16 protein-coding genes and 1 tRNA gene are annotated in these 21,177 nt (G+C 72.4%); 2 read left to right on the top strand and 15 right to left on the bottom strand.

The annotated features are described in order from the left end of the window. Positions 1–77: 77 nt before the first annotated feature. The 4 genes from KBX00_RS13340 to KBX00_RS13325 all read right to left on the bottom strand — a co-directional run bounded on the left by KBX00_RS13340 (position 78) and on the right by KBX00_RS13325 (position 4,213). A complete protein-coding gene (locus tag KBX00_RS13340) occupies positions 78–1,775 on the bottom strand; it encodes a pitrilysin family protein (RefSeq protein WP_210826742.1) in 1,698 nt (565 codons plus the stop codon). Continuing rightward, positions 1,772–2,722 carry a lipopolysaccharide assembly protein LapB gene (locus KBX00_RS13335; protein WP_301547880.1) on the bottom strand — a complete coding sequence of 317 codons (951 nt, stop codon included), beginning with the start codon at positions 2,720–2,722 and terminating at the stop codon, positions 1,772–1,774. The genes KBX00_RS13340 and KBX00_RS13335 overlap by 4 nt, the downstream gene beginning before the upstream one ends. 47 nt (positions 2,723–2,769) lie before the next feature. Continuing rightward, the gene (locus KBX00_RS13330) at positions 2,770–4,005 is read right to left on the bottom strand and encodes an NAD(P)/FAD-dependent oxidoreductase (RefSeq protein WP_210826738.1); all 1,236 of its coding nucleotides are present in this window, start codon (positions 4,003–4,005) and stop codon (positions 2,770–2,772) included. Positions 4,006–4,140: 135 nt separating this feature from the next. After that, a tRNA-Asn gene (locus KBX00_RS13325) sits at positions 4,141–4,213 on the bottom strand. Between the two features lie 276 nt (positions 4,214–4,489). Here KBX00_RS13325 and KBX00_RS13320 point away from each other — a divergent pair. Together KBX00_RS13320 and KBX00_RS13315 are read left to right on the top strand one after the other, a co-directional pair. Then, a complete protein-coding gene (locus KBX00_RS13320; protein ID WP_210826736.1) occupies positions 4,490–4,873 on the top strand; it encodes a hypothetical protein in 384 nt (127 codons plus the stop codon). A gap of 157 nt (positions 4,874–5,030) precedes the next feature. Then, on the top strand, positions 5,031–6,209 hold the full coding sequence (locus KBX00_RS13315) for an ROK family transcriptional regulator (protein WP_210826734.1): 1,179 nt from the start codon (positions 5,031–5,033) through the stop codon (positions 6,207–6,209). A gap of 36 nt (positions 6,210–6,245) precedes the next feature. Here KBX00_RS13315 and KBX00_RS13310 read toward each other — a convergent pair whose 3' ends face one another. The 11 genes from KBX00_RS13310 to KBX00_RS13260 form a co-directional block, all read right to left on the bottom strand. Continuing rightward, positions 6,246–7,253, bottom strand: coding sequence for a sugar phosphate isomerase/epimerase (locus tag KBX00_RS13310; RefSeq protein WP_210826732.1), 1,008 nt, complete (start codon positions 7,251–7,253; stop codon positions 6,246–6,248). Between the two features lie 249 nt (positions 7,254–7,502). After that, positions 7,503–9,221, bottom strand: a complete 1,719-nt coding sequence (locus tag KBX00_RS13305; protein WP_210826730.1) for a ThuA domain-containing protein — start codon at positions 9,219–9,221, stop codon at positions 7,503–7,505. Positions 9,222–9,299: 78 nt separating this feature from the next. Next, positions 9,300–12,131: a PQQ-dependent sugar dehydrogenase gene (locus KBX00_RS13300; protein WP_210826962.1), complete on the bottom strand. Its 2,832-nt coding sequence runs from the start codon at positions 12,129–12,131 to the stop codon at positions 9,300–9,302. A 263-nt stretch (positions 12,132–12,394) separates the two neighbouring features. Beyond that, positions 12,395–13,462, bottom strand: coding sequence for a polyprenyl synthetase family protein (locus tag KBX00_RS13295; RefSeq protein ID WP_210826728.1), 1,068 nt, complete (start codon positions 13,460–13,462; stop codon positions 12,395–12,397). Next, positions 13,459–14,847, bottom strand: coding sequence for an alkaline phosphatase family protein (locus tag KBX00_RS13290; protein WP_210826726.1), 1,389 nt, complete (start codon positions 14,845–14,847; stop codon positions 13,459–13,461). The genes KBX00_RS13295 and KBX00_RS13290 overlap by 4 nt, the downstream gene beginning before the upstream one ends. Beyond that, entirely contained in the window at positions 14,844–16,145 is a 1,302-nt protein-coding gene (gene eboE / locus KBX00_RS13285; RefSeq protein ID WP_210826724.1) for a metabolite traffic protein EboE, read from the bottom strand. Before eboE ends, KBX00_RS13290 begins: the two co-directional genes overlap by 4 nt. Then, entirely contained in the window at positions 16,145–16,993 is an 849-nt protein-coding gene (locus KBX00_RS13280) for a TatD family hydrolase (RefSeq protein ID WP_210826721.1), read from the bottom strand. The genes eboE and KBX00_RS13280 overlap by 1 nt, the downstream gene beginning before the upstream one ends. Further along, positions 16,993–17,610, bottom strand: coding sequence for an EboA domain-containing protein (locus KBX00_RS13275; RefSeq protein ID WP_210826719.1), 618 nt, complete (start codon positions 17,608–17,610; stop codon positions 16,993–16,995). The genes KBX00_RS13280 and KBX00_RS13275 overlap by 1 nt, the downstream gene beginning before the upstream one ends. Before the next feature lie 70 nt (positions 17,611–17,680). After that, a complete protein-coding gene (locus KBX00_RS13270) occupies positions 17,681–18,616 on the bottom strand; it encodes a sugar phosphate isomerase/epimerase (RefSeq protein ID WP_210826717.1) in 936 nt (311 codons plus the stop codon). Next, entirely contained in the window at positions 18,613–19,569 is a 957-nt protein-coding gene (locus KBX00_RS13265) for an SCO3242 family prenyltransferase (protein ID WP_210826716.1), read from the bottom strand. Before KBX00_RS13265 ends, KBX00_RS13270 begins: the two co-directional genes overlap by 4 nt. Continuing rightward, positions 19,553–20,713 carry an inositol-3-phosphate synthase gene (locus KBX00_RS13260; protein WP_210826715.1) on the bottom strand — a complete coding sequence of 387 codons (1,161 nt, stop codon included), beginning with the start codon at positions 20,711–20,713 and terminating at the stop codon, positions 19,553–19,555. The genes KBX00_RS13265 and KBX00_RS13260 overlap by 17 nt, the downstream gene beginning before the upstream one ends. Between the last annotated feature and the right edge of the window lie 464 nt (positions 20,714–21,177).

Raw genomic sequence — 21,177 nt, 5'->3', positions numbered from 1 at the left:
GGACCGCGACGTCGGGACGCTGCGTGCCGGCGCCGTGCGGTGCATGTCGGGCAGGACTCACCGTCGACGGCCTCTCCTCACCGGCGTCGCCTTCGAGCCAGCAGCACGATCGGCATCGCGAGAATAACAGTGAGCAGCCAGCCGATCACGACCGCACCCCACAGTACGGCCACGTCCTCCTCGGCGGTGGGGCTGATGAACATGCCGATGGTGAGCAGCAGGGTGAACCCACCAACCACAAGCGTGGCGAGACCGCTGAGCACCATCAGCAGGATCTCCCACCCGGCCCGCTTCGGCCGGGCCAGGTACGCACGGGCCTCGCGGAGGGCCCGCGGCTGCGGGATGTTCTCCGGGTCGCGGGGCGGCATGATGATCCGCCGGTCGATCGGTACCCCGCTGTCGATGACGTTCATCGCCGCCGGATGCGTGTCGAACAGGGTCGGCTCGATGTGCAGCACGATCGCGTCGTGGCCGATGAGTTGCCGGGCGCCGTCGGGCCAGGCGAGCATCGCGGCGCAGTCGGCGTACCGGACGGTGAGGGTGCCGCCGGCACCGACGTGGCTGACCCCCTCGGTGCCGACGAGCAGTCGACCGTCGTCGTCGCGGGCGTGGTAGGTGGTGCCCGACACAGCCGACTCCGACGAGGTGGGTGCGGCGGTGAAGCCCGCCCAGTCGGCGCGAGTTCCGTCCGGCACCATCAGCAGCGCCGAGGCGTACGTCTCCTGGGCGACCTCGTGCAGGTCGGCGAGGGTGACCGCCTTCAGTCGGGCGAGTTGCTCGTCGACGGTGTGGTTCGGCTCGCCGGTGAGCAGGTTGAAGGCGTACGCGGGCAGCCGGGTGGCGTCGGCCTCGGCGGTGCCGTACGTGTCGATCCGCTTGGCCACGACGGCGTCGAGGTCGCTCTGCTCGATCCGGCCCACCCGCAGCTTGGCCAGCACGTCGATGAACCCACCGAGCACGGCGTCCTGCTTCTCGGCCAGCGCGTCGGCGACGGCCCGCAGGTGGGCCTGTCCGTCGCCGCGTGGTTCGTAGCCGCTGCCGATGGTGTAGGAGAGCCCGGCGTCCTGGCGCAGCGCCCGGAACAGCTCGCGTTCCAGCACTTCGGCGAAGACGTTCGCGGCGGTCCGGCGTCGCACGACCGCGTCGAGCACCACCGCCCGCGAGCCGTGCACGAAGTACGCCGGGGTGGTCGGCAGCGCCGACGAGGCGGCCGGTACCGGCTGCCGGGTGCCGGTGGGCAGGTCCAGCCGCAGTCCTTCGGGCACCCGGTCACCGGCGATCCAGAGCACCGCGTTCTCCCGGGTGAACCAGCGTGCGGCCCACTGGCGCAGTTCCTCGGCGGTGAGCCCACCCAGCCCCCATTCCGGGTAGCTGCTGAGCCCGTGGTCGCGGGCACCGTGACGCCACAGCGGGATGTCGTCGATGGCCGCGCTGCCCCGGCTGCTCCACTCGGTGCGCAGGATGTCCTTCTCCACCGCCAACCGGCCGGTGGGCAGGTCGGTCAGGTTGGCGCAGACGGAGGTGAGGAAGGTGGCGATGTCCGGCGCCGAGCCCTGCATGTGGAAGGTGGTGAAGACCGGTCCGGTGGCGCCGTTGAAGTGGTAGTCGGCGATGCCCAACGGCGCGAGCACGAGGTGTTCGAGCAGGTGGGTGATGCCGTGCCGGGCCAGCGTCTCGTCGGCGGTGCCGACCCGGAAGGTCAGCCCGGCGCGCATCGGCCCGCCGGTGGGGGCGAGCAGGGTCGGCACCCCGTCGGTTTCCAGGTGTTGGATCACGGTCGCCCGCCCTTCGCGTACGCCTTGTCGCGGAGCCGTTGGAACTGCGTCACCGCGTCGCCGAAGTAGCCGAACATCGACTCGTCACCGAGGTGTCCGAGGGCGGTGAACTGCTGCGCCGCCGGTGTCCACTCCTGCATCAGGCAGAAGGCGAGGGCGAAGGTGCTGCGGACCGCAACCCAGTCCCAGCCGTGGCGGAACTCGCGGTGCCAGACGGAGCGCTGGGCCGCGTCGTGGATCTCGGCGCGTACCCGCTGTCCGCGTAGGAACTCACCGGCGGCGGAGAGGTTGCCGTGGTCGAGGGCCTGTTCCAGGTGCGCCTCGACGACGAGGACGGCGTTGGGGGCGCCGGCCGGTGCGGCGGCGGCGCACTCCCGGGCGAAGGCGTGCGTCTTCTCCCAGGTGCCGCTCCACTTCGGACAGTACTGTTGCAACAGAGAACGCTGTGCCGGCAGGTGGTGCGGGTGCCCGGCGGCGAGGCGGTCGTAGCGGCGGCGGGCCTCGGCCTGGCCGAGTTGCAGGCCGCGGGCGCTGGTCACCCGCTGGGTCCAGGCTGCCGCGTCCTGCGGGTGGCGGGCGGTGGCCTCGATGAGGACCTGCTCGGCCCGACGCAGGTGGTCGAAGAACTGGGCGAACTGTGCCGGGCTGACGTGCTGTGCCCGGCTGGCCGTCCGGATCCGCCATCCCGCGTGGATCAGGTGTGCCCCCAGCATGGCCGCGGCGACCGGGTCGTCCGGCTGCTCGGCGAGGGCCTTCCGCAGGAGCGGTTCGGCCTCCGCCGCGTCACCGACCTCGCCGACGAGGACCGTCCTACCGTGCGCATCCTGGGCGTCGACGAGGGCGCGCAGCGCCGGCCAGTCGCCAGCGGCCAGCGCGGCCCGGGCGGCCGCCACCTGGGGGTACGCCGCCGCGGCATCGAAGACCGGCGGCGGAAGGGGTGCGGGCATGGCGAGGATCATAGGTGATCATCTTCGGGCCGGTGACCCCGAATTTCTCAGTGCTGGCGCAGCTGCCGCAGGGTGGCCCCGGCGGTGCGCCAGCCGCTGGCCAGGGCCCCCTGGATGGACGGGCTGTCGCGGTGGTCACCGGCGACGAACAGCCCGTTTCCCAGCGCCACCGGCTTACGTAGCCGGCCCTGCGGCGGCGGCGCGGCGGGCAGCGCGGCGGGGATCGTGACCGTGGTCAGGTGCTCCCAGTCGGCGGTGGGCCGTCCGTACAGCCGGGTCAGTTCCAGCCGCACGGCCGGCTCGGTCGGTACCGACGGCCCGACCACGGAGGTGGCGATCAGGTGCCGGCCGGCGGGTGCGTAGCCGGGCGCGGCGTGGCTGACCACCACCGTGTTGGCGACCATCTCGCGGCGGTCGCCGTCGAGGAGCAGGATCGGCTCGTCCAACGGTGGCTCGGTGGCCGCGTGGTAGAAGGTGGTGTAGGCGTGCATACGCACCGGTGGCAGGTCCAGCAGCCGGGTGGCGGCGGCTGGGTCGACGGCGACGATGACGGCCCGGCAGCGCAGTTCGCCGACGGTGGTCCGGACGTGACCCGGTGCCACCTCGGCGACGGCGGTGTTCAGCTCCAGCAACCCCGGCGGCAGCGGCGCGGCAACGGCCCGGGGCAGCGCCGCCATGCCGTCGGCGGGCAGCCCGACCCGGCCGCGGGCGAACGAGCGCAGCACCATCGCCAGGACGTGGCTGGAGGTGGCCAGCTCCCGGTCGATCAGCACGCCGGACAGGAACGGCCGGAGCAGGTCCTCGATGATCGCGTGGGAGAGGCCCGCGCGGCGCAGCGCCGCCTCGGCGGTGGTCTCGGGCCCGGCGAGCAGACGTTCGGGGGGCAGCGTGGCGTAGCTCGCGGCGAGGGCGGCGAAGCGCAGCCGGTCGGGCAGCGACCCGACGGGGGCCAGGGCGGTGCCCGGACCACCGGCGGGCTCGCGCAACGGGTTCACCAGCCGCAGCAGCTGGCCGCCCTTGCGTACCAGCACTCCCGGGACGAAATAGCCGAGGTCGAGACCGTCCACGTCGAGCAGCGCGCCCAACCGGGGGTACGCGGTGTTGAGGACCTGGAATCCACGATCGAGCCGGAATCCGTCGACGGTGTCGGTGGCGACCCGACCACCGAGCCGGTCGGCGGCCTCCACCAGCCGCCAGGACAGCCCGGCGCGGTGCAGGCGGCGAGCCGCGGCAAGGCCGGCGAGGCCGCCGCCCACGATCACCACGTCGGTGTCAGTGGACATCGGGTACCAGCGTAGACCGGTTGACCTCGCGCCGCCTCGCGAAGAACCGGCGTGACCCCGGTCGGCTTGGCCTGGCGGGCGGAACGACTGACGCCCACCGGATCGGGCCGGTGGGCGTCATGGTGGGAAGTGAAGCTCCCCCGTTTGGACTCGAACCAAAAACCTGCCGGTTAACAGCCGGCTGCTCTGCCAATTGAGCTACGGGGGACCGCAACAACGCCCGGAACGGACTGCTCCGCACCGCGCGCCGGGCACAAGAGTACAGGACGTCAGGGGGTGTTGGTCCAGGGGGTTCATCGGCCATCACCGAGTGGGCCGGGGGCCGTTTACCAGACAAATCGTCATCCCGGCACAAGGAGGTATGAGCGGAGAGCAGGATGGGTAGTTAGCTGCCGACGACAGGACGCAGGCGCGAATCGATCAGTCCCGCCACCCGGGCCTCCCGGAGCGGGACGACGGCGCGTCAGGTACGAAAGGAGCCGCCATGCGCGGAAAGATCATGTTCCTTGGCGGGCTGGCTGCAGGGTTCGTCCTGGGCGCCCGTGCCGGCCGGGAGAAGTACGAGGAGCTGGTGGTCCGGGGCCGCAAGGTGCTCGACCACCCGACCGTTCAGGAGGCGGCCGGGGTCGCGCAGGCCCAGGCGAACCGCCTCTACCACGAGGGCAGGGACAAGCTCGGCAACTCCAAGCTGGGCGAGAAGCTGAACTCCAATGGCAAGGAAAGGCTCACCCCGGCCGACGACACGTTCGCCGGTACGCCGGCCACGGCCGGCAGCAAGTCGGGTTCCGGCACGTCGAGCACCGCTTCGACGTCCACCACCCCCCGCACCAAGCCGTCCGGAACCGGAGCCAACGGCAGCACGCTCTGAGCACCTCGGACGGGCCCGGCCACCGACCTCGGTGACCGGGCCCGTCCGTACGCGCGTCCGGCAGCAGGCCGAGGCGGCCAGGCGTTGACACTGTCGGCTTCGGCTGGCCACTGGTCCGAAACACCGCCGTGGAACACTTCGCCCGGAGGTGGTCGCGATGGCCCTGGTCCGGCCGGAGAATCCGCAGCAGGCGCGGTTGGTTCGGTTGCTGCGGGACGAGGGGCCCCGATCCCGGGTGGAGCTGGGCGACCTGCTGCGCCTGTCGCGGACGGCCCTGACCACCGAACTGGACCGGCTCGTCGCCCGCGGCCTCGTCGAAACCGCCGGGCCGGCGGCGTCCCGGGGCGGGCGCCGTTCGTCGTTGCTCCGGCTCTGCCGCGGCGTGCGCTTCGCCAGCGTGGTGGTCGCCACCGACCAGGTCACCGTCGCCGTCACCGACGGCGAGCTGAACGTGCTGACCGAGGCCAGCGAGGTCGCGGACGTACGCGACGGACCGGAGGCGGTGATCGGCCGGGCCATCGAGCTGGTCGACAAGCTCCGCGCCGAGCTGGGCGTCACCGAACTCACCGGGGTCGGTGTCGCCCTCCCCGGCCCGGTCGACGGCGGCACCTCCACCGCACCGGCCGTCCTGCCTCGGTGGCAGCGCTTTCCGGTCCGGGACGCCTTCGCCGCCGAACTGGGCTGCCCGGTGCTCGTCGACAACGACGCGAACGTGCTCGCCCTCGGCGAGCGGCACGCCGGCATCGGCCGTACCGTCGAGGACTTCCTCTACCTGAAGCTCGGCACGGCGCTCGGCTGCGGGCTGGTGCTCGGCGGATCGCTCTACCGGGGCGCGACCAGCAGCGCGGGCGACATCGCGCACCTGCCGCTCGGCGAGGAGGGGCCGCCCTGCGCCTGCGGGGAGGCCGGCTGCCTCGAGGCGTACTGCGGGGATGTCGGGTTGGTCCGGGCGGCGCTGGCGGTCGCCCGGTCGGACCGCTCGCCGGTGCTGGCCGCGCGGCTGGCCGAGGCGGGCACACTCACCGTCGCGGACGTGGTCGCGGCCGCCACCGCCGGGGACCCGACCACCCAGCTGATCGTCCGCGACGCCGCCCGCCGGCTCGGTCGGGTGCTGGTGGGCCTGGTCAGCTTCTTCAACCCCGGCATGGTCGTGATCGGCGGCGCACCCGACGGGCTCGGGCACCTGCTGCTCTCCGAGATCCGGGGCGTGGTCTACCGGCGGTCGGCGCCGCTGGCCACCGGCACCATGCCGATCGTCCTGCCCGACCTGGCGGGCCGGGCCGCCGTGGTGGGCGCGGCGTACCTGGCCAGCGAGCACGTCTTCAGCGCCGGTTGACCACGGGGGCCGGCGGCGGGCCGGCCCCCGGACGGTTCAGTCCTTGCTGCTGAAGGCCGCGTCGAAGGCGGCCGACGGTGCGTCGAACGCGAGCCGGCGGACGAACTGGAGCGCCTCGGGTGCGCCGACCAGCCGGTCCATCCCGGCGTCCTCCCACTCGACGGAGATCGGGCCGGAGTAACCGATGGCGTTCAGCGCCCGGAAGCAGTCCTCCCAGGGCACGTCGCCGTGGCCGGTGGAGACGAAGTCCCAGCCGCGGCGCAGGTCCGCCCAGGGCAGGTGCGAGGCCAACCGGCCGCGCCGGCCGTCACCGGTACGCACCTTGGCGTCCTTGCAGTCGACGTGGTAGATCCGGTCGGCGAAGTCGAAGATGAAGTTGACCGGGTCGAGCTCCTGCCAGACGAAGTGCGACGGGTCCCAGTTCAGCCCGAACGCGGGCCGGTTGCCGATCGCCTCCAGGGTGCGCTTCGTCGTCCAGTAGTCGTACGCGATCTCGCTGGGGTGCACCTCGTGGGCGAAGCGCACGCCGACCTCGTCGAACACGTCGAGGATCGGGTTCCACCGGTCGGCGAAGTCCTGGTAGCCGCGTTCGATCATCTCCGGCGGCACCGGCGGGAACATCGCCAGGGTGTGCCAGATCGACGAGCCGGTGAAGCCGACGACGGTGTCCACGCCGAGCTTCGCCGCCGCGCGGGCGGTGTCCTTGATCTCCTCGGCGGCCCGCTGGCGTACCCCTTCGGGCTCGCCGTCGCCCCAGATCCGGGCGGGCAGGATGCCCTGGTGCCGCTCGTCGATCGGGTGGTCGCAGACCGCCTGGCCGACCAGGTGGTTGGAGATGGTGAAGACCTGGAGGTTGTGCTTGGCGAGCGTCTCCCGCTTGCGTTCGATGTACGACTCGTCGGCCAGGGCCTTGTCGACCTCGAAGTGGTCGCCCCAGCAGGCGATCTCCAGGCCGTCGTAGCCCCACTCGGCGGCGAGCCGGCACACCTCCTCGAACGGAAGGTCGGCCCACTGGCCGGTGAACAGCGTGATCGGTCGCGCCATGTGTCCTTTTCCCCTGTCGTGTTGGGGATTCCGTTACCTGCGGGACCGGGGCGAGGGTGACCGGATGGGTGACGGCCCCGACGATGCACCGGTGGACGCGGTCGCGCCTGGGGCCGACGGGTTGCGCCTCCCGTCGACTCACCGGCCACCTCGCGGTCGCCGTCTCTCACTCTAGGCCCGTGGCGCGCGGTAGGAAAGTGCCCCGGCGCGACGGGTGGCCGCCGCACCGGGGCGCTACTGCTGGTTCGGTTACGGCAGGACCCAGCGCTGGTTGGCGCCGGTGTGGCAGGTCCACAGGTGCACCGCCTGCCCGTCGGCGGAGCTGTTGTTCGACACGTCCAGGCACTTGCCCGAGTTCGGGTTACGCAACGTGCCGTTCGACTGGGCCGACCAGACCTGGGCGCCGCCACCGTTGCACGTCCACAACTGGATCTTCGTGCCGTTGGCCGAGCCAGCGCCGTTGACGTCCAGGCACTTGCCCAACGCCCGGATCGTCGAGTTCGGCGTCACCGTCCAGGTCTGCGCCGCGCCGCCGTGGCAGGACCAGATCTGGACCTGCGTGCCGTCCGCCGAGGAGCCGTTACGCACGTCGAGGCACTTGCCGGCCAGTCCGGTGATCCGGCCGGTCCGGTCGCCGTCCGGCGGCGGGTTCGTGCCGCCGAGCTCCCTGATCCGGATGTTGCGGAACGAGACGTCGTCGCCGGTGCCGTGGTTCTGGATGCCGATGTGCCCGGCGAGCGACCGGACCGGGTCGGTGTTGGTGAAGTCGTTGATCTTCGAGCCGTTCAGGAAGACCTGGAGACGCTCCCCCTCCACCAGCAGCTCGTAGGTGTTCCACTCCCCGGCCGGGTTCAGCGCGGCGTCGCGGGCGGCGAGGTCGGCGGCCTTGAAGCCGTAGACCGCGCCGGTGGTCCGGTCGGCGGCGTCGGTGGGGTCGATCTGCACCTCGTAGCCGTTGTTGATGGCGGAGTTCGGGTCGCTCGACGGTGGGAAGCCAATGAAGACGCCGGAGTTGTCGTCGCCGGCCACCCGCCAGTCCAGCTTCAGCGAGTAGTTGGTGAACTGCTTGGCGCTGTGCCAGAACAGCCCCATCCCGCCGACCGAGGTCAGGGTGGCGTCGGAGTTGCTGAAGCTGCCCGGCCCGGCCTGGGACCAGCCGTTTGTCGAGCCGTTGTAGAGGGAGGTGTAGCCGGTCTCCGGCCGGCAGTCCGCCTTGGTGCGGCCGGCCGCGTACCGGATGCCGCCGAGCAGGTGCGCCCGGAAGGCCGGCTCGGCGTACGACGCCTGGGTGTGACCACCGCCGGTGTAGAAGGACCGACCGCCGTTGTACGTCTTGCACCAGGCGATCGGGTGGTCGGCACCCATCACCCCACCCGAGTACGTCGACTCGTTGAGGTTCGCCAGCACCCGCGCGTTGGCCCGGGGGTTGCTCTGGAAGTCGTACCACTCGTCGGTGCGGACCCAGTTCTGCGGCAGGTGTGCGGTGGCCGCGTGGGCGCGGTTCTCCACCCGGACGGTGGCCTGCTGGATGGCCGGGTGGGAGCGGAAGTACGCGCCGACCAGGTTGCCGTAGAAGGACCAGCCGTACTCGGTGTCGGCGGCGGAGTGCACGCCGACGTAGCCGCCGCCGGAGCCGATGTACGACTCGAACGCGCTCTGCTGGCTGTTGTTGAGCACGTCGCCGGTGGTGTTGAGGAAGATGACCGCCTCGTACTGGGCGAGGTTGCCGGTGGTGAAGACGCCGGCGTCCTCGGTGGCGGTGACGGTGAAGCTGTTCGCCGCGCCCAGGTCGCGGATGGTCTGGGTGCCCACGGCGATGGAGTCGTGCCGGAAGCCGGCCGTCTTGGAAAAGACCAGCACGTCGTACGGGGTGTCGGCGGCGCTGGCGGGGGTGGCCGGGGTGGTGCAGGCGAGTACGGCGAGGGCGGCGGTGGCCAGGCCGACTGTGGTGCGGAGGAGTCTGCGCATGTCGCTCTCCCAACGATTGGTGGTGTCAGGAGGGGCCCGTGTCCAACACTAGGCGTTGACCAGGGGCCCCTCCTCGGATCAGGGCAGGACCCAGCGCTGGTTGGCGTTGGTGTGGCAGGTCCACAGGTGCACGGCCTGCCCGTCGGCGGAGCTGTTGTTCGACACGTCCAGGCACTTGCCCGAGTTCGGGTTACGCAACGTGCCGTTCGACTGGGCCGACCAGACCTGGGCGCCGCCACCGTTGCACGTCCACAACTGGATCTTGGTACCGTCCGCCGAGGCGGCCGCGTTGACGTCCAGGCACTTGCCCAACGCCCGGATCGTCGAGTTCGGCGTCACCGTCCAGGTCTGCGCCGCGGTGCCGTTACAGGTGTAGATCTGGATCTGCGTGCCGTCGGCGGTGGCGGCGTCGCGCACATCCAGGCACTTACCGGCCAGCCCGACGATCGGACCGGTGCCACCGTTGCCGGTGGTGAAGGAGAACGAGTCCAGGTCGTAGAGGTGGCCCGTTCCCGAGCCGGCGAAGGTCAGGTACAGCGTGGTGGTGCCGGTGGGCGGGTTGGCGATGCTACCGGTGACGGTGGTGAAGGTGTCCCAGCCGCCGGTCACCGGAACCGTCGCCGAGCCGAGCACCGTGCCGGTGGCGGAGCCGGCGCGCACCTGGAGGGTGCCGCCGGAGCCGGCCGAGGAGACCCGGGCGCTGAACGACGTCACGTTGTTGATCCGGTACGGCTCGAACGCGATCCAGTCACCGTTGTTGATATTGCCGACGGTCTTGCCGCCCTCGGCTGCCGCCTTGTCGAAGGGGTCGACGCCGGAGGACGTCTTGTAGTGCTCCGCCTGCCGCTTGCGTGGCTGGAGGGTGTGCTGGGTGTGCGTGGTCAGACCGCCGGCATCGGTGTACTCGGCGTCGAAGATGCCGAAGATGTTTGCGGCGTCGTCGTGCTCACCGTCGACCGGCACGGCGATCGAGCCGGAACAGCCGTTCTGCGAGGTGATCTGGTGGCCGTGGTTGTCGTGGCCCAGCACGTAGGTCATCTTGACCTTGGAGCAGTCGATGGTGCCGTCCTCCGGGTCGGTCACCGTGATGCTGAACGGCACGGTGTCACCGAAGGAGAACAGCGATCCGTTGACCGGGCCGTTGATGGTGACCGTCGGCGCGGTGTTGCCGATCCGGATCGGCACGCTGGCGGTGCCGGTGGCGCCCTGCGGGTCGCGTACGGTCAGCGTGGCGGTGTAGCTGCCGTTGGCGGTGTACGTCTTGCTCGGGTTGGCCGCCGTCGAGGTGGTGCCGTCGCCGAACGCCCACGAGTAGGTCAACGCCCCACCCTCCGGGTCCGACGACCCGGCCGAGGAGAAGTTGACGGTCAACGGGGCGACGCCCGAGGTCCGGTTCGCCGAGGCCACCGCCGTCGGCGCCCGGTTTCCGCCGCCGACGTAGTCGTAGCGGTACAGGGCGGAGTTGGCGTCGCCGTTGTAGAAACCGGTGCCGTAGTCCAGCACGTAGAGCGCGCCGTCCGGGCCGAAAGCCATGTCCATGACCTGCTTGCCATTCCATGGGAAGGACGCGTCGATGCTGGCTATCGAGCCGTTGGTGTTGACGTGGATCGGCTTGATCCAGCCCCGGCCGAACTCACCGGCGAAGAACAGCCCGTCGAAGCTCTGCGGCCACTTGGTGGCCGAGTTCAGCGCGGCGTCGTACCGGTAGACCGGGCCGGCCATCGGCGACTCGGAGCCGCCGCCGAACTCCGGCGGGCTGCCCGCGTCACCGGCGTAGCGGATCCAGGCCGGCTTGGCGGCCGGCAGGCTGGTCAGGCCGGTGTTGCGGAACGAGTTGTTGGTCGCGCCGCCGATGCAGTTGTACTTCGCGCCCGCGGTGTTGTTTGCGAAGTTCCACTCGGCGTACGTCTCGTTGCTGGTGTTGGTGCCGGTGCAGTACGGCCAGCCGTAGAAGCCGGGCCCGGTGATCCGGTTGAACTCCACCTGCCCGCTGGGGCCACGGCTCGATGTGGAGCCGGAGTCCGGGCCGTAGTCGCCGACGTAGACGACACCGGTGGCCTTGTCGACGCTCATCCGGAACGGGTTGCGCAGCCCCATCGCATAGATCTCGGGCCGGGTGCGGGCGGTGCCGGGGGCGAACATGTTGCCGGCCGGGATCGAGTACGACCCGTTGGCGTTGACCTTGATCCGGAGGATCTTGCCGCGCAGGTCGTTGGTGTTGGCCGCGCTGCGCTGCGCGTCGTACGCCGGGTTGCGGTTGGTCCGCTCGTCGATCGGTGAGTAGCCGCCGGAGTCGAAGGGGTTCGTGTCGTCGCCGGTCGACAGGTACAGGTTGCCGGCGGCGTCGAAGTCGATGTCGCCGCCGGCGTGGCAGCACATCCCCCGGTCGGCGGCGACGTCGAGGATGTCGACCTTGCTGGACTGGTTGACCGTGAAGTCGGCGTTGAGGGTGAAGCGGGACAGCCGGTTGACGCCCTGCCAGGCGGACCAGCTGGTGCCGGTGGCCGGGGCGTCGCCGCCGGGGGTGGACAGCGGCGGGGCGTAGTACAGGAAGATGTGCCGGTTGGTGGCGAAGTTCGGATCGACCCCGACGCCCTGCAACCCGTCCTCGTCGTGCGTGTAGACCGGGATGTTGGCGATCACCGAGGTGTTGCCCGCGGCGTCGGTGCGACGCAACGTGCCGTTGCGGGCGGTGTGCAGAACCGATCGGTCCGGCAACACCGCGATGCTCATCGGTTCACCGACCTCGGCCAGCCCCTTGGCGAGGGTGACCTGCTGGAAGTCGCTGGCGACGATCGGATGGGCGAGGGCCGGGGCCGGGCCGGCGACGGCCACGGTGCCGGCGGTGACGACGAGGAGCAGCGCTGAGGCGCTGGTGGACCACCGTGCGGGGTGGTGGGTGGTACGCATGGTGGACATCGCTGTGCTGTCCCTTCCTGACGAGTGCTTCTGCCAGGGCGGGGCGCGCGCCGTCGCGCCGGATGCCGTAGCGGGGGGTGCCGAGGGGGTGCCGAGGGGGGTGCCGCGCCGCCGGTTCACCTCGACGAAACATGTCGGTCCTAGCGACGACACTAAACGTCATACGTTGATGTGTCTATATCTTCTGCCCGCCGGATGCCGACTTTCGTCAGTTCGGTCAAAAGCCGTACGGGAGCGGTCGCCCGCGGCGGCGCTCAGCGCTGGCGGTCGATGGCCTGGGCGGCCAGTTCCATCAGGGCGGTACGACTCTCCGCGGACACCTCGGTGTGCTCCAACGCCGCCAGCCCGGCCTCGGCGCGAACCTGAATCATCTGCTCGATCTTCCGACGGGCTCCGGTGCTCTCGATGATCTCGCGAAGCTCGGCGGCACCGTCGGCGTCCAGGTCGGGATTGCCGAACAGCTCGCGCAACCGGGCGCCCTGCGCCCGGTCGGCGGCGTCACGGGCCAGCGCCATCATCACCGTGGGCTTGCCCTCGCGCAGGTCGTCAAGCACGGACTTGCCGGTGACCGCCGGGTCACCGAAGACCCCGAGCACGTCGTCGCGAAGTTGGAAGGCGTCCCCGAGCGGGTCACCGAACTCGGCAAGCGCGTCCAGCAACTCGACCGGTGCACCCGCCAACGCGGCGCCGATCTGCAACGGCCGGGTGACCGTGTAGCGGGCCGCCTTCATCCTGATCACGGTGAGCGCGCTGGCCACCGAGCCGTCGCCCACCCCGGACACCAGGTCGAGGTACTCCCCCGCGATCACCTCGGTACGCATCAGCGCGAACACGGCGTACCCCTGGTGCACCTGGTCGGGGCTCAGCCCGCACTCGTGGAACATCTGGTCCGACCAGGCGGCGCAGAGGTCACCGCAGAGCAGCGCGGTGTTGCGCCCGTACGCCTCGGGGTCGCCCCGCCAGGACGAGCGGGCGTGCAGGTCGGCGAAGATCCGGTGTACCGAGGGCTCCCCCCGGCGGCGGTCGCTGCCGTCCAGGATGTCGTCGTGGATCAGCGCGAAGGCGTGGAACAGTTCCAGCGCGGCGGCGGCGGCCACGATCGGCGTGCCGTCCGGACCGCCCGCGCCGCGCCAGCCCCAGTAGCAGAACAGTGGTCGCAGACGCTTGCCGCCGGCCAGTACGAACCGGTGCAGCGTGGTGAAAACACCGCGTGGTGCGCCGTCCGGCCAGTCCGGATCCTGCCGGTCGAGGAACGCGGTCAGCTCGGCGTCGAAGCGGGCCCGCAACCCGGCGGAGTCGACAGGTGCCGCGGCGACCGTCACCGTTCCTCCGTTCCGGCCAGCTCCAGCAGCAGCCCCTTCACCTCCGTGGCCGCTATCCGGTCCCGGGCCACCGACGCGTCGGAGCAGAGCAGCACCGGCCCGTCGGCGGGATCGGCGGGCAGCCGGCCGTGCGAGCCCCGGACCGCACGGGCGCCGGCATCCAGTCCGACCACGTTCATCAGGTACCGCATCCCGAGCTTCTTGCGGGCCAGCGCGGTAGCGGCCCGACGCTTGGCCGCACCGGGTCCGGCCGGGTCGAAGAACAGTTCCGCCGGGTCGTACCCCGGCTTGCGGTGAATCTCCACCAGCCGGGCGAAGTCGGGCGCACGCGCGTCGTCGAGCCAGTAGTAGTACGTGAACCAGGCGTCCGGCTCGGCCAGCAGCACCAGCTCACCGGCCCGCGGATGGTCCAACCCGTGCGCCGCCTTGCCGTCGGCGTCGAGCACCTCGGCCACCCCGGGCAGACCCGCGCAGAGCTTCGCCACCGCCGGCACGTCGGCCGGGTCGCGCACGTACACGTGGGCGACCTGGTGGTCGGCGACCGCGAAGGCCCGCGAGGTCCACGGGTCGAGGTACTCCATGCCCACCTGGGTGTGCACCCGCAGCAGCCCCTCGGCGCGCAGCAGTCGGTTCACGTCCACCGGCCGGGACACCTCGGTGATGCCGTACTCCGACAGCACCACCACCGTCGCGTCGCGGGCCTGCGCGGCGTCCAGCAGCGGCGCGAGCACGCCGTCCAGCTCCGCCGCCGCGGCGGCGGACCGGGGCGAGGACGGACCGAAGCGTTGCAGGTCGTAGTCCAGGTGCGGCACGTAGACCAGGGTCAGATCGGGCGCGTACCCGGTGAGGATCTGCTCGGCCGCCCGGCAGATCCAGCGCGACGACGGCAGGCCGGCACCTGGTCCCCAGTAGGTGAACAGTGGAAAGGTGCCGAGCCGCTCGGTGAGCGCGTCGTGCAGCTGCGGCGGGTCGGTGTAGCAGTCGGGCTCCTTGCGACCGTCGGCGTAGTAGACAGGTCGCGGGGTGACCGTCCAGTTCACGTCCGCGCCCATCGCGTACCACCAGCAGACGTTCGCCACCGTGTAGCCGGGCCGGGTGCGGCGCGCGGCCTGCCACAACTTCTCCCCGCCGACAAGCGCGTTGTGCTGCCGCCAGAGCAGCACCTCGCCGAGATCCCGGAAGTACCAGCCGTTGCCGACGATGCCGTGTTCGGCGGGCAGGGCACCGGTGAGGAACGTCGACTGCACCGAGCAGGTCACCGCCGGCAGCACGGTGCCCAACTCGGCGCGGAACCCGGTGTCGGCGACCGCCCGCAACCGGGGCATGTGCGCCAGCAGTCGGGGCGTCAGCCCCACCACGTCGAGCACCACCAGTTGCCGACTCATGCTGTGATCACCTCTGTTCGCGAGTGCGGGGTCAGCCCGAGGGCGACCAGCTCGTCCCGGGTGAAGGCCAGTTCGGCGGCGATCCCGGCGGCCAGTTCCGCGTCGGTGCGCGGCCGACGCGCGGCCGGCAGCACCCCCCAGGTGTACGTCTCGACGTCGAGGTGGTCGCACCCGGCGTCGGTGCCGGTGAAGAGCGCGGCCAGCGCGGCGCGCAGCACCGGCAGGGTCGAGCCCAGCGGTGGTTCCGGCGGCGCGTGCAGCGGCACGTGGTAGTGCACCCGCCACGGTCCGGGCAGCGCGACGGCCAGGGCGGCGTCGAGATCGTCGGCCGCCCAGCTCGGATCCGCCGGATCGGCGACCGGCGGTCCGGCGGTGGGTGCGGCGCCGGTGCCGGCGGTCGGTACGGCCCCGTTGCCGGCGACCGGTAGGGCACCGGTCGTGGCCGTCGATGCGCTGCCGGTCGCGGTGGCGCAGCCGGCGGTGCGGGTCTGGTGCAGGAAACGCGGCTCGACCCAGCGGCGCAGGGCGGCGGCGTCACCGGCCGGGTCGGCCGCCTCCAGCGCGGCCGACACCTGCACCTTCACCACCGGCAGGCCGGCGACGGCCAGCCGCTCCAGGGCGGCGGCCGGCTCCTCCCAGGCGCAGGCGAGGTGGGCCAGGTCCAGGCAGATCCCGAGGCGATCGGTATCCATCCCGGACAGCGCGGCGGCGGCCTGCGGGGTGCTCTCCACCACGCAGCCGGGCTCCGGCTCGAAGCCGACCCGCACCGGCCGGCCGGTCTCCCGCTCGACCGCGGCGAGTCCAACGGCGAGCCGGTCGAGCCGGCGCCGGGCGGCGTCCGCGCGAGCCTGGTCCCACGGCGTACGCCAGGCCAGCGGCAGGGTGGAGACCGAGCCGCGGGCGGCGTCGTCGGGCAGCAGGTCGGCAAGCACCCGGGCCAGGTCGAGGGTGTACCCGAGCCGGTCGTCCGTGGTCCAGTCCGGCCGGTACACCGCGTCCTTGACCACGGGCGCCTGGAAGGCGGCGTACGGGAAGCCGTTGAGGGTGACCACCTCCAGCCCGCGTACGGTCAGCTCGGTGCGCAACCGGCGGCGGGCAGCCGGGTCGGCGGCCAGTTCGGCGGCCACCGGCGCGGCCAGCCACAGGCCCAGGCCGAGCGGATCGGCGCCGAGCGTCTCGCGGACCGGCACCGCGTAGCGGTCCAGTTGGGCGACGATGCCGGCGAGATCCTCGGCGGGGTGCACGTTCGTGCAGTAGCCGAGGTGGACGGTGCGCCCGCCGGCGTGTCGCAGCCGCATCAGCTGCCGCCGCGCAGGATCGAGTTGCCGGCGAAGGTCGGCTCCACGAGGTCGTCGGTCAGGTCGAGCCGTCCGGACTGCCCGTAGAACTCGACCGGGTTGCGCCAGAGCACCCGGTCGACGTCGTCGTCGGTGAAGCCGGCACTGAGCATCGCCTCGCCGGTGGCCCGGGTGAGCAGCGGGTCGGAGCGCCCCCAGTCGGCGGCCGAGTTGACCAGCACCCGTTCGGCGCCGTACGCCTTGAGCAGCTCGACCATGCGCGGCGGCGACATCTTGGTGTCCGGATAGATGGAGAAGCCGAGCCAGCAGCCGGTGTCCCGGACCAGTTTCACGGTCGTCTCGTTGAGGTGGTCGAGCACCACCCGCTCCGGGGCGATGCCGGACTCGGTGACCACCGCGAGGCTGCGTTCGACACCCCGGGCCTTGTCCCGGTGCGGCGTGTGCACCATCGCCGGCAGGTCGTGCGCCACGGCCAGGGCGAGCTGGGCGGCGAAGGCGTCGTCCTCCTCGGGCGTCATCGAGTCGTATCCGATCTCGCCGACCGCCACCACGCCGTCCTTCTCCAGGTAGCGGGGCAGCTCGTCGAGCACCGGCCGGCAACGCCTGTCGTTGGCCTCCTTCGGGTTCAACGCGATCGTGGCGTGATGGCGGATGCCGAACTGCCCGGCCCGGAACGGCTCCCACCCGACAAGCGAGTCGAAGTAGTCGGTGAACGAGCCGACGTTGGTGCGCGGCTGGCCCAGCCAGAACGCCGGCTCCACCACCGCCCGGACGCCGGCGGCGGCCATCCGCTCGTAGTCGTCGGTGGTGCGCGACGTCATGTGGATGTGCGGGTCGAAGATCCGCATCACACCTCCCTGGGCTGGGGCTGGCTGGCGGCGGTGAGCCGGTCCAGCAGTTCGGTGGCGTCGGCGGGCATGCTCCGGCCGGCGGCCCGGCGCTCGGCGGCCAGCGCGGCGAGCATCTCCGCCAGTTCCCCGTCGGCGCGGGCGTCGAGGTCGGCCACCGCCGCCAGCGGCACGCCGGTGAAGACGCACTTGAGCACCGCCTGCCGCCAGGCCGGCGGGTCGAGGTGACGGGCGTACGGGCCGAGGGCCGCGGCGACCAACCGGGTGTCGTTGGTGCGGATCGCGTCGTGCAGCAGCGGCGTCCCGGCCGCGCCGATCGGCAGCAGCGGCAGCGCCTTGAGCACGGCCCGCTTCTCGGCGGCGTCACCGGTGCGGTAGAGCGCCTCGGCCTGCTCACCGTGGCCGGTGGGCAGGCTGGCCAGCAGCAGCGCCCGGGCCGCCTCGTCGGCGGTCCAACCGGGCAGGTCGGGCAGATCGTGTCGGCCGCAGCGGCGGCCGACAGCCGGGAAGAACCGCGCGATGGCGGTGGGCTCGGCCGCGACGCGGTCCAGGGCCGTGGCCAACCAGTCCGGATCGGGTACGCCCCGCAGGGCCACCCGCAGCTCGTCCACTGTCATCGCGTCTCCTCCCTCGTCCGCCGCCGTCGACGGCCGTGGCGGTGCTACCGCGTGTGTCCTCTGCTCTGCTTCACTCCACGCGTCGGTCGTCGTCCGGATAGCGGACGCCTGGTGGCGCGCCGGTCGAAGCAGAGCAAAGGGCCTGCGGCGCGGCGGCGGCGCGCAGGAAGTCGAGCGAGTGGGCCGCGACGGTCGGTGCGGCGTGCGAGTGTCGGGGCAGCTCGACCCCCACCAGCCCCCGGTAGCCGATTTCACGCAGCGCGGCCAGCACCGGCGGGAAGTCGATCTCGCCCGTGCCGAACTCCAGGTGTTCGTGCACGCCGCGCCGCATGTCGTCGATCTGCACGTTGACCAGATGTGCGGCGACGTCGCGGACACAGTCGGGTACCGGCCGTGGCTCCAGGCACCGGCAGTGTCCGATGTCGAGGGTGATGCCGAGGCGGACCGGTGCGCCGAGGGCGGCGTGCAGCCGGCGCCAGTCGGCGATGTCCTCGACGAGCATGCCCGGTTCCGGTTCGAACCCCAGCGTGACGCCGACGGCCTCGGCCGCCTCGACCACGGTGGCACAGCCGGCCACCAGGCGGTCCCAGGCCACCGCCGGGGTGACCGTGTCCGGCCGGACACCGGCCCAGAACGAGACCGCCTCGGCCCCGAGATCGGCGCCGATCGCCACCGCCCGGCGCAGGAATTCGATCCGGCGGGTGGGATCGTCGTGCAGCAGTGTCGGGGCGTGCTTCTGCCAGGGGTCGAGCAGGAACCGCGCGCCGGTCTCGATCACCAGGCCGAGGCCGAGTTCGGCAAGCCGGCGAGCGACGGCGTCGACCCGCACCGTCAGTCCCGGTGCGAACGGATCGAGGTGGTCGTGGTCCAGGGTGAGCGCCACACCGGCGTAGCCGAGGTCGGCGATGACGGCGAGGGCGTCGTCGAGGCGGTGGTTGGCAAAGCCGTTGGTCCCGTACCCGAACCGCAGCCCGGCGGGGGATGTGGCGGTGCCGGCGGCCGTCATGTCGGTGAGACCTTCCGGGCCAGCCGCCGGCCCAGCGGGGCCGCCGCCGCCACCGCGAGTCCGAGCAGTCCGGACCCGGCGCGGGCGGTGAGCGCACCCTGCAGGGCGGGCAGGCCGGTGATGCCGGCGCCGACCGCCGAGCGGACCCGGGCGGCGGTGGGCTGGGCCGCCACCCGTGCCTGCGCGGTGCCGTAGCGGGCGGCGTACCAGCCGGCGAGGACGGCCGGCAGCGCCACCGCCACCGCACCGAGGACACGCCGACCGGACCCGGGGGCGACGGCAGGGACGGGCTCCGTCGGGGCGCACCTCGGACCACCCATCCGGGTGATGCTCGCGGTGAACCGCTGACCGGGCGGGAGCGCGGCGCTGGCCGCGACCAGCGCGGTGCCGGCGAGGGTGCGCAGCGGCAGGGCCCGGTCGGTGCCGCTGACCTCCCGGCGGGACAGCGCGGTGACCGTCCAGGTGTGCGCGGCGACGGTGACCGCCGCCGGCAGGGCCCGCGCCGTCCGGCCCCCGGCGGCGCCGAGCAGCACGTCCAGCCCCCGGCAGGTGGCCATCACGGCGGGGCCGGCGGCGGTGTTCTTGGCCGCGAGGTCGTACCCCCACACGGCGGCCGCCAGCGGCAGCGCGACGGCGGTGGCCCGTCGGCCGCCGGCCGCGGCGGCGAGCCCGACACCGGCGACGGTCAGACCGGTGGCGAGGCCGACCGCGAGGCCGGGGCTGACCCGGCCGCTCGGTATCGGCCGCTCGGGGCGTTCCACGGCGTCCAACTCGCGGTCGGCCCAGTCGTTGGCGGCCATGCCGGCCCAGTACAGCAGCACCGACGCGGCGGCGAGTGCGGGGGTACGCGGACCGAGGGCACCGGCCGCGGCGGCACCGGCGACCACGTCCCCGGGTACGGAGAGCGCAGCCGGGGCACGGACCAGCTCGGCCAGGTCAGCCACGCGCGGCATCGGTGTCTCCGCCGTCGAGGCTGCCGGCGAACGCGCACAGCCGGTTCCACTGGTCGGCCAGCGAGTGGGTCGCGGTGCCGAGCGGGTCCTTGAAGAAGAAGGCCAGGTCGGTCAGCGGACCGGTGCGGCCGGCGGCGTGCGCGGCGGCGGCGAGCCGCGCCAGGTCGAGCACGAGCGGGGCGGCCAGCGCCGAGTCGCAGCCGTGCCAGGTGAACTCCAGCCGCATCCCGGTGCCCAGGAACCCGGCGAAGGTGATCAGATCCCAGGCGGTCTTGAAGTCACCAAGTTCCTCGACGTAGCCGATCCGGGTGTCGCCCTGCGGCAGGTAGCCGAGCGTCTCGCCGAGCACCCGTTGCTTGCTGCGCACCTTGGCGGCGTTGGCGTCGGGGTTGGCCAGGGTGGCGCCGTCACCGCCGCCGAGCAGATTGAGCCCGGACCAGGACCGGACGGCGAGGTGGCGCATCGCGAACATCGGGGCGAGCACCGACTTGAGCAGTGTCTCGCCGGTCTTGCCGTCGTGGCCGGCGTACGGCACGCCGTGGCGGTCGGCAAGCGCGCTGAGCGCCGGCAGCCGAAGGCCGGTCGACGGGGTGAAGTCGACGTAGGGACAGTCCGCCGTGACGGCCGCGTACCCGTACAGCGAGCTGGGTGGCAGCACCTCGTCGGGACCGGTGAGGGCGGCCCGCAGCGCGTCCGGATCGGCGTGCCCGGGATGTGCCGGGGGGGTCGGTTCGGTGGCGGCGACGTTGACCATCACCACCCGGGCCAGGTCGTGCCGCTGGCGGAAGGCGGTGAGGTCGCGGACGATCGCGGCGGCCCGGTCGGCCTGGGTTCCGGCGGTGGGCGCGGGGCGTAGTTCCGGTTCCACCGCGGCCAGTTCCTCGGGGAGCGCGGCGACCAGCCGGGCCGGCAGCACACCGGCGTCGGCGAGTGCCTCGGCGCGCTTGGCGATCGGCGTGGCGACCACGTCGTGGCCGCCGAAGACCAGGTCGGCGAAGCCCGGCAGGGCGGGGGTGTTGACCCCGGGCAGCTCGGTGACGCAGCCGGTCGGCCCGGTCAACCCGGCACGCAGCGCGAGCGCCCCGACGATGCTGGTGGTCGCGACCGAACCACGCGCCCCCACCAGCCAGACACCTGTACGCATAGCGCTCCTTCCGGTGCCCAGGAACCGACATGCATCGATTGAACCTTGATATCAGGAAAAAGCTGAAAAAGATACGGGTTATGCCGATGCGCCCCGTCCGCCGCCTGCTCCGGTGTAACTCGCCGGCCGGCGCCGAGGTCGGCGGCGACGACGCCGGGCCGGCATACCGGAGAGGGCGGACGGACGGGGCTGGCAGGCAGGGACAGTCGGCGTCTCGCCCCTGCCTCCCCCGCATCCGGCCCGGTCGGGACGACGGTGTCCCGACCGGACGACTCGTCGGACGCGGTCCGCCTGGTGGCGGGAGTCTCCAGGTGGACGGTCGGTGAGCTGGTCGTGGGCGGCGGTCCTCCGGTGCGGCCGGGGAATCCCGGTCCGGCCGCACCGGAGGAACCGCATTGCTCGTGCCGCCGGTCGCCCGGGGCACGACCTCCGGACCCGGCCCGTACCGGCCACGGGGCGCAACC

Origin of the sequence: Micromonospora sp. C95, assembly GCF_018070465.1 — a bacterium.
GTDB lineage: Bacteria > Actinomycetota > Actinomycetes > Mycobacteriales > Micromonosporaceae > Micromonospora.
This window is presented reverse-complemented; position numbering and strand designations above follow the sequence as displayed.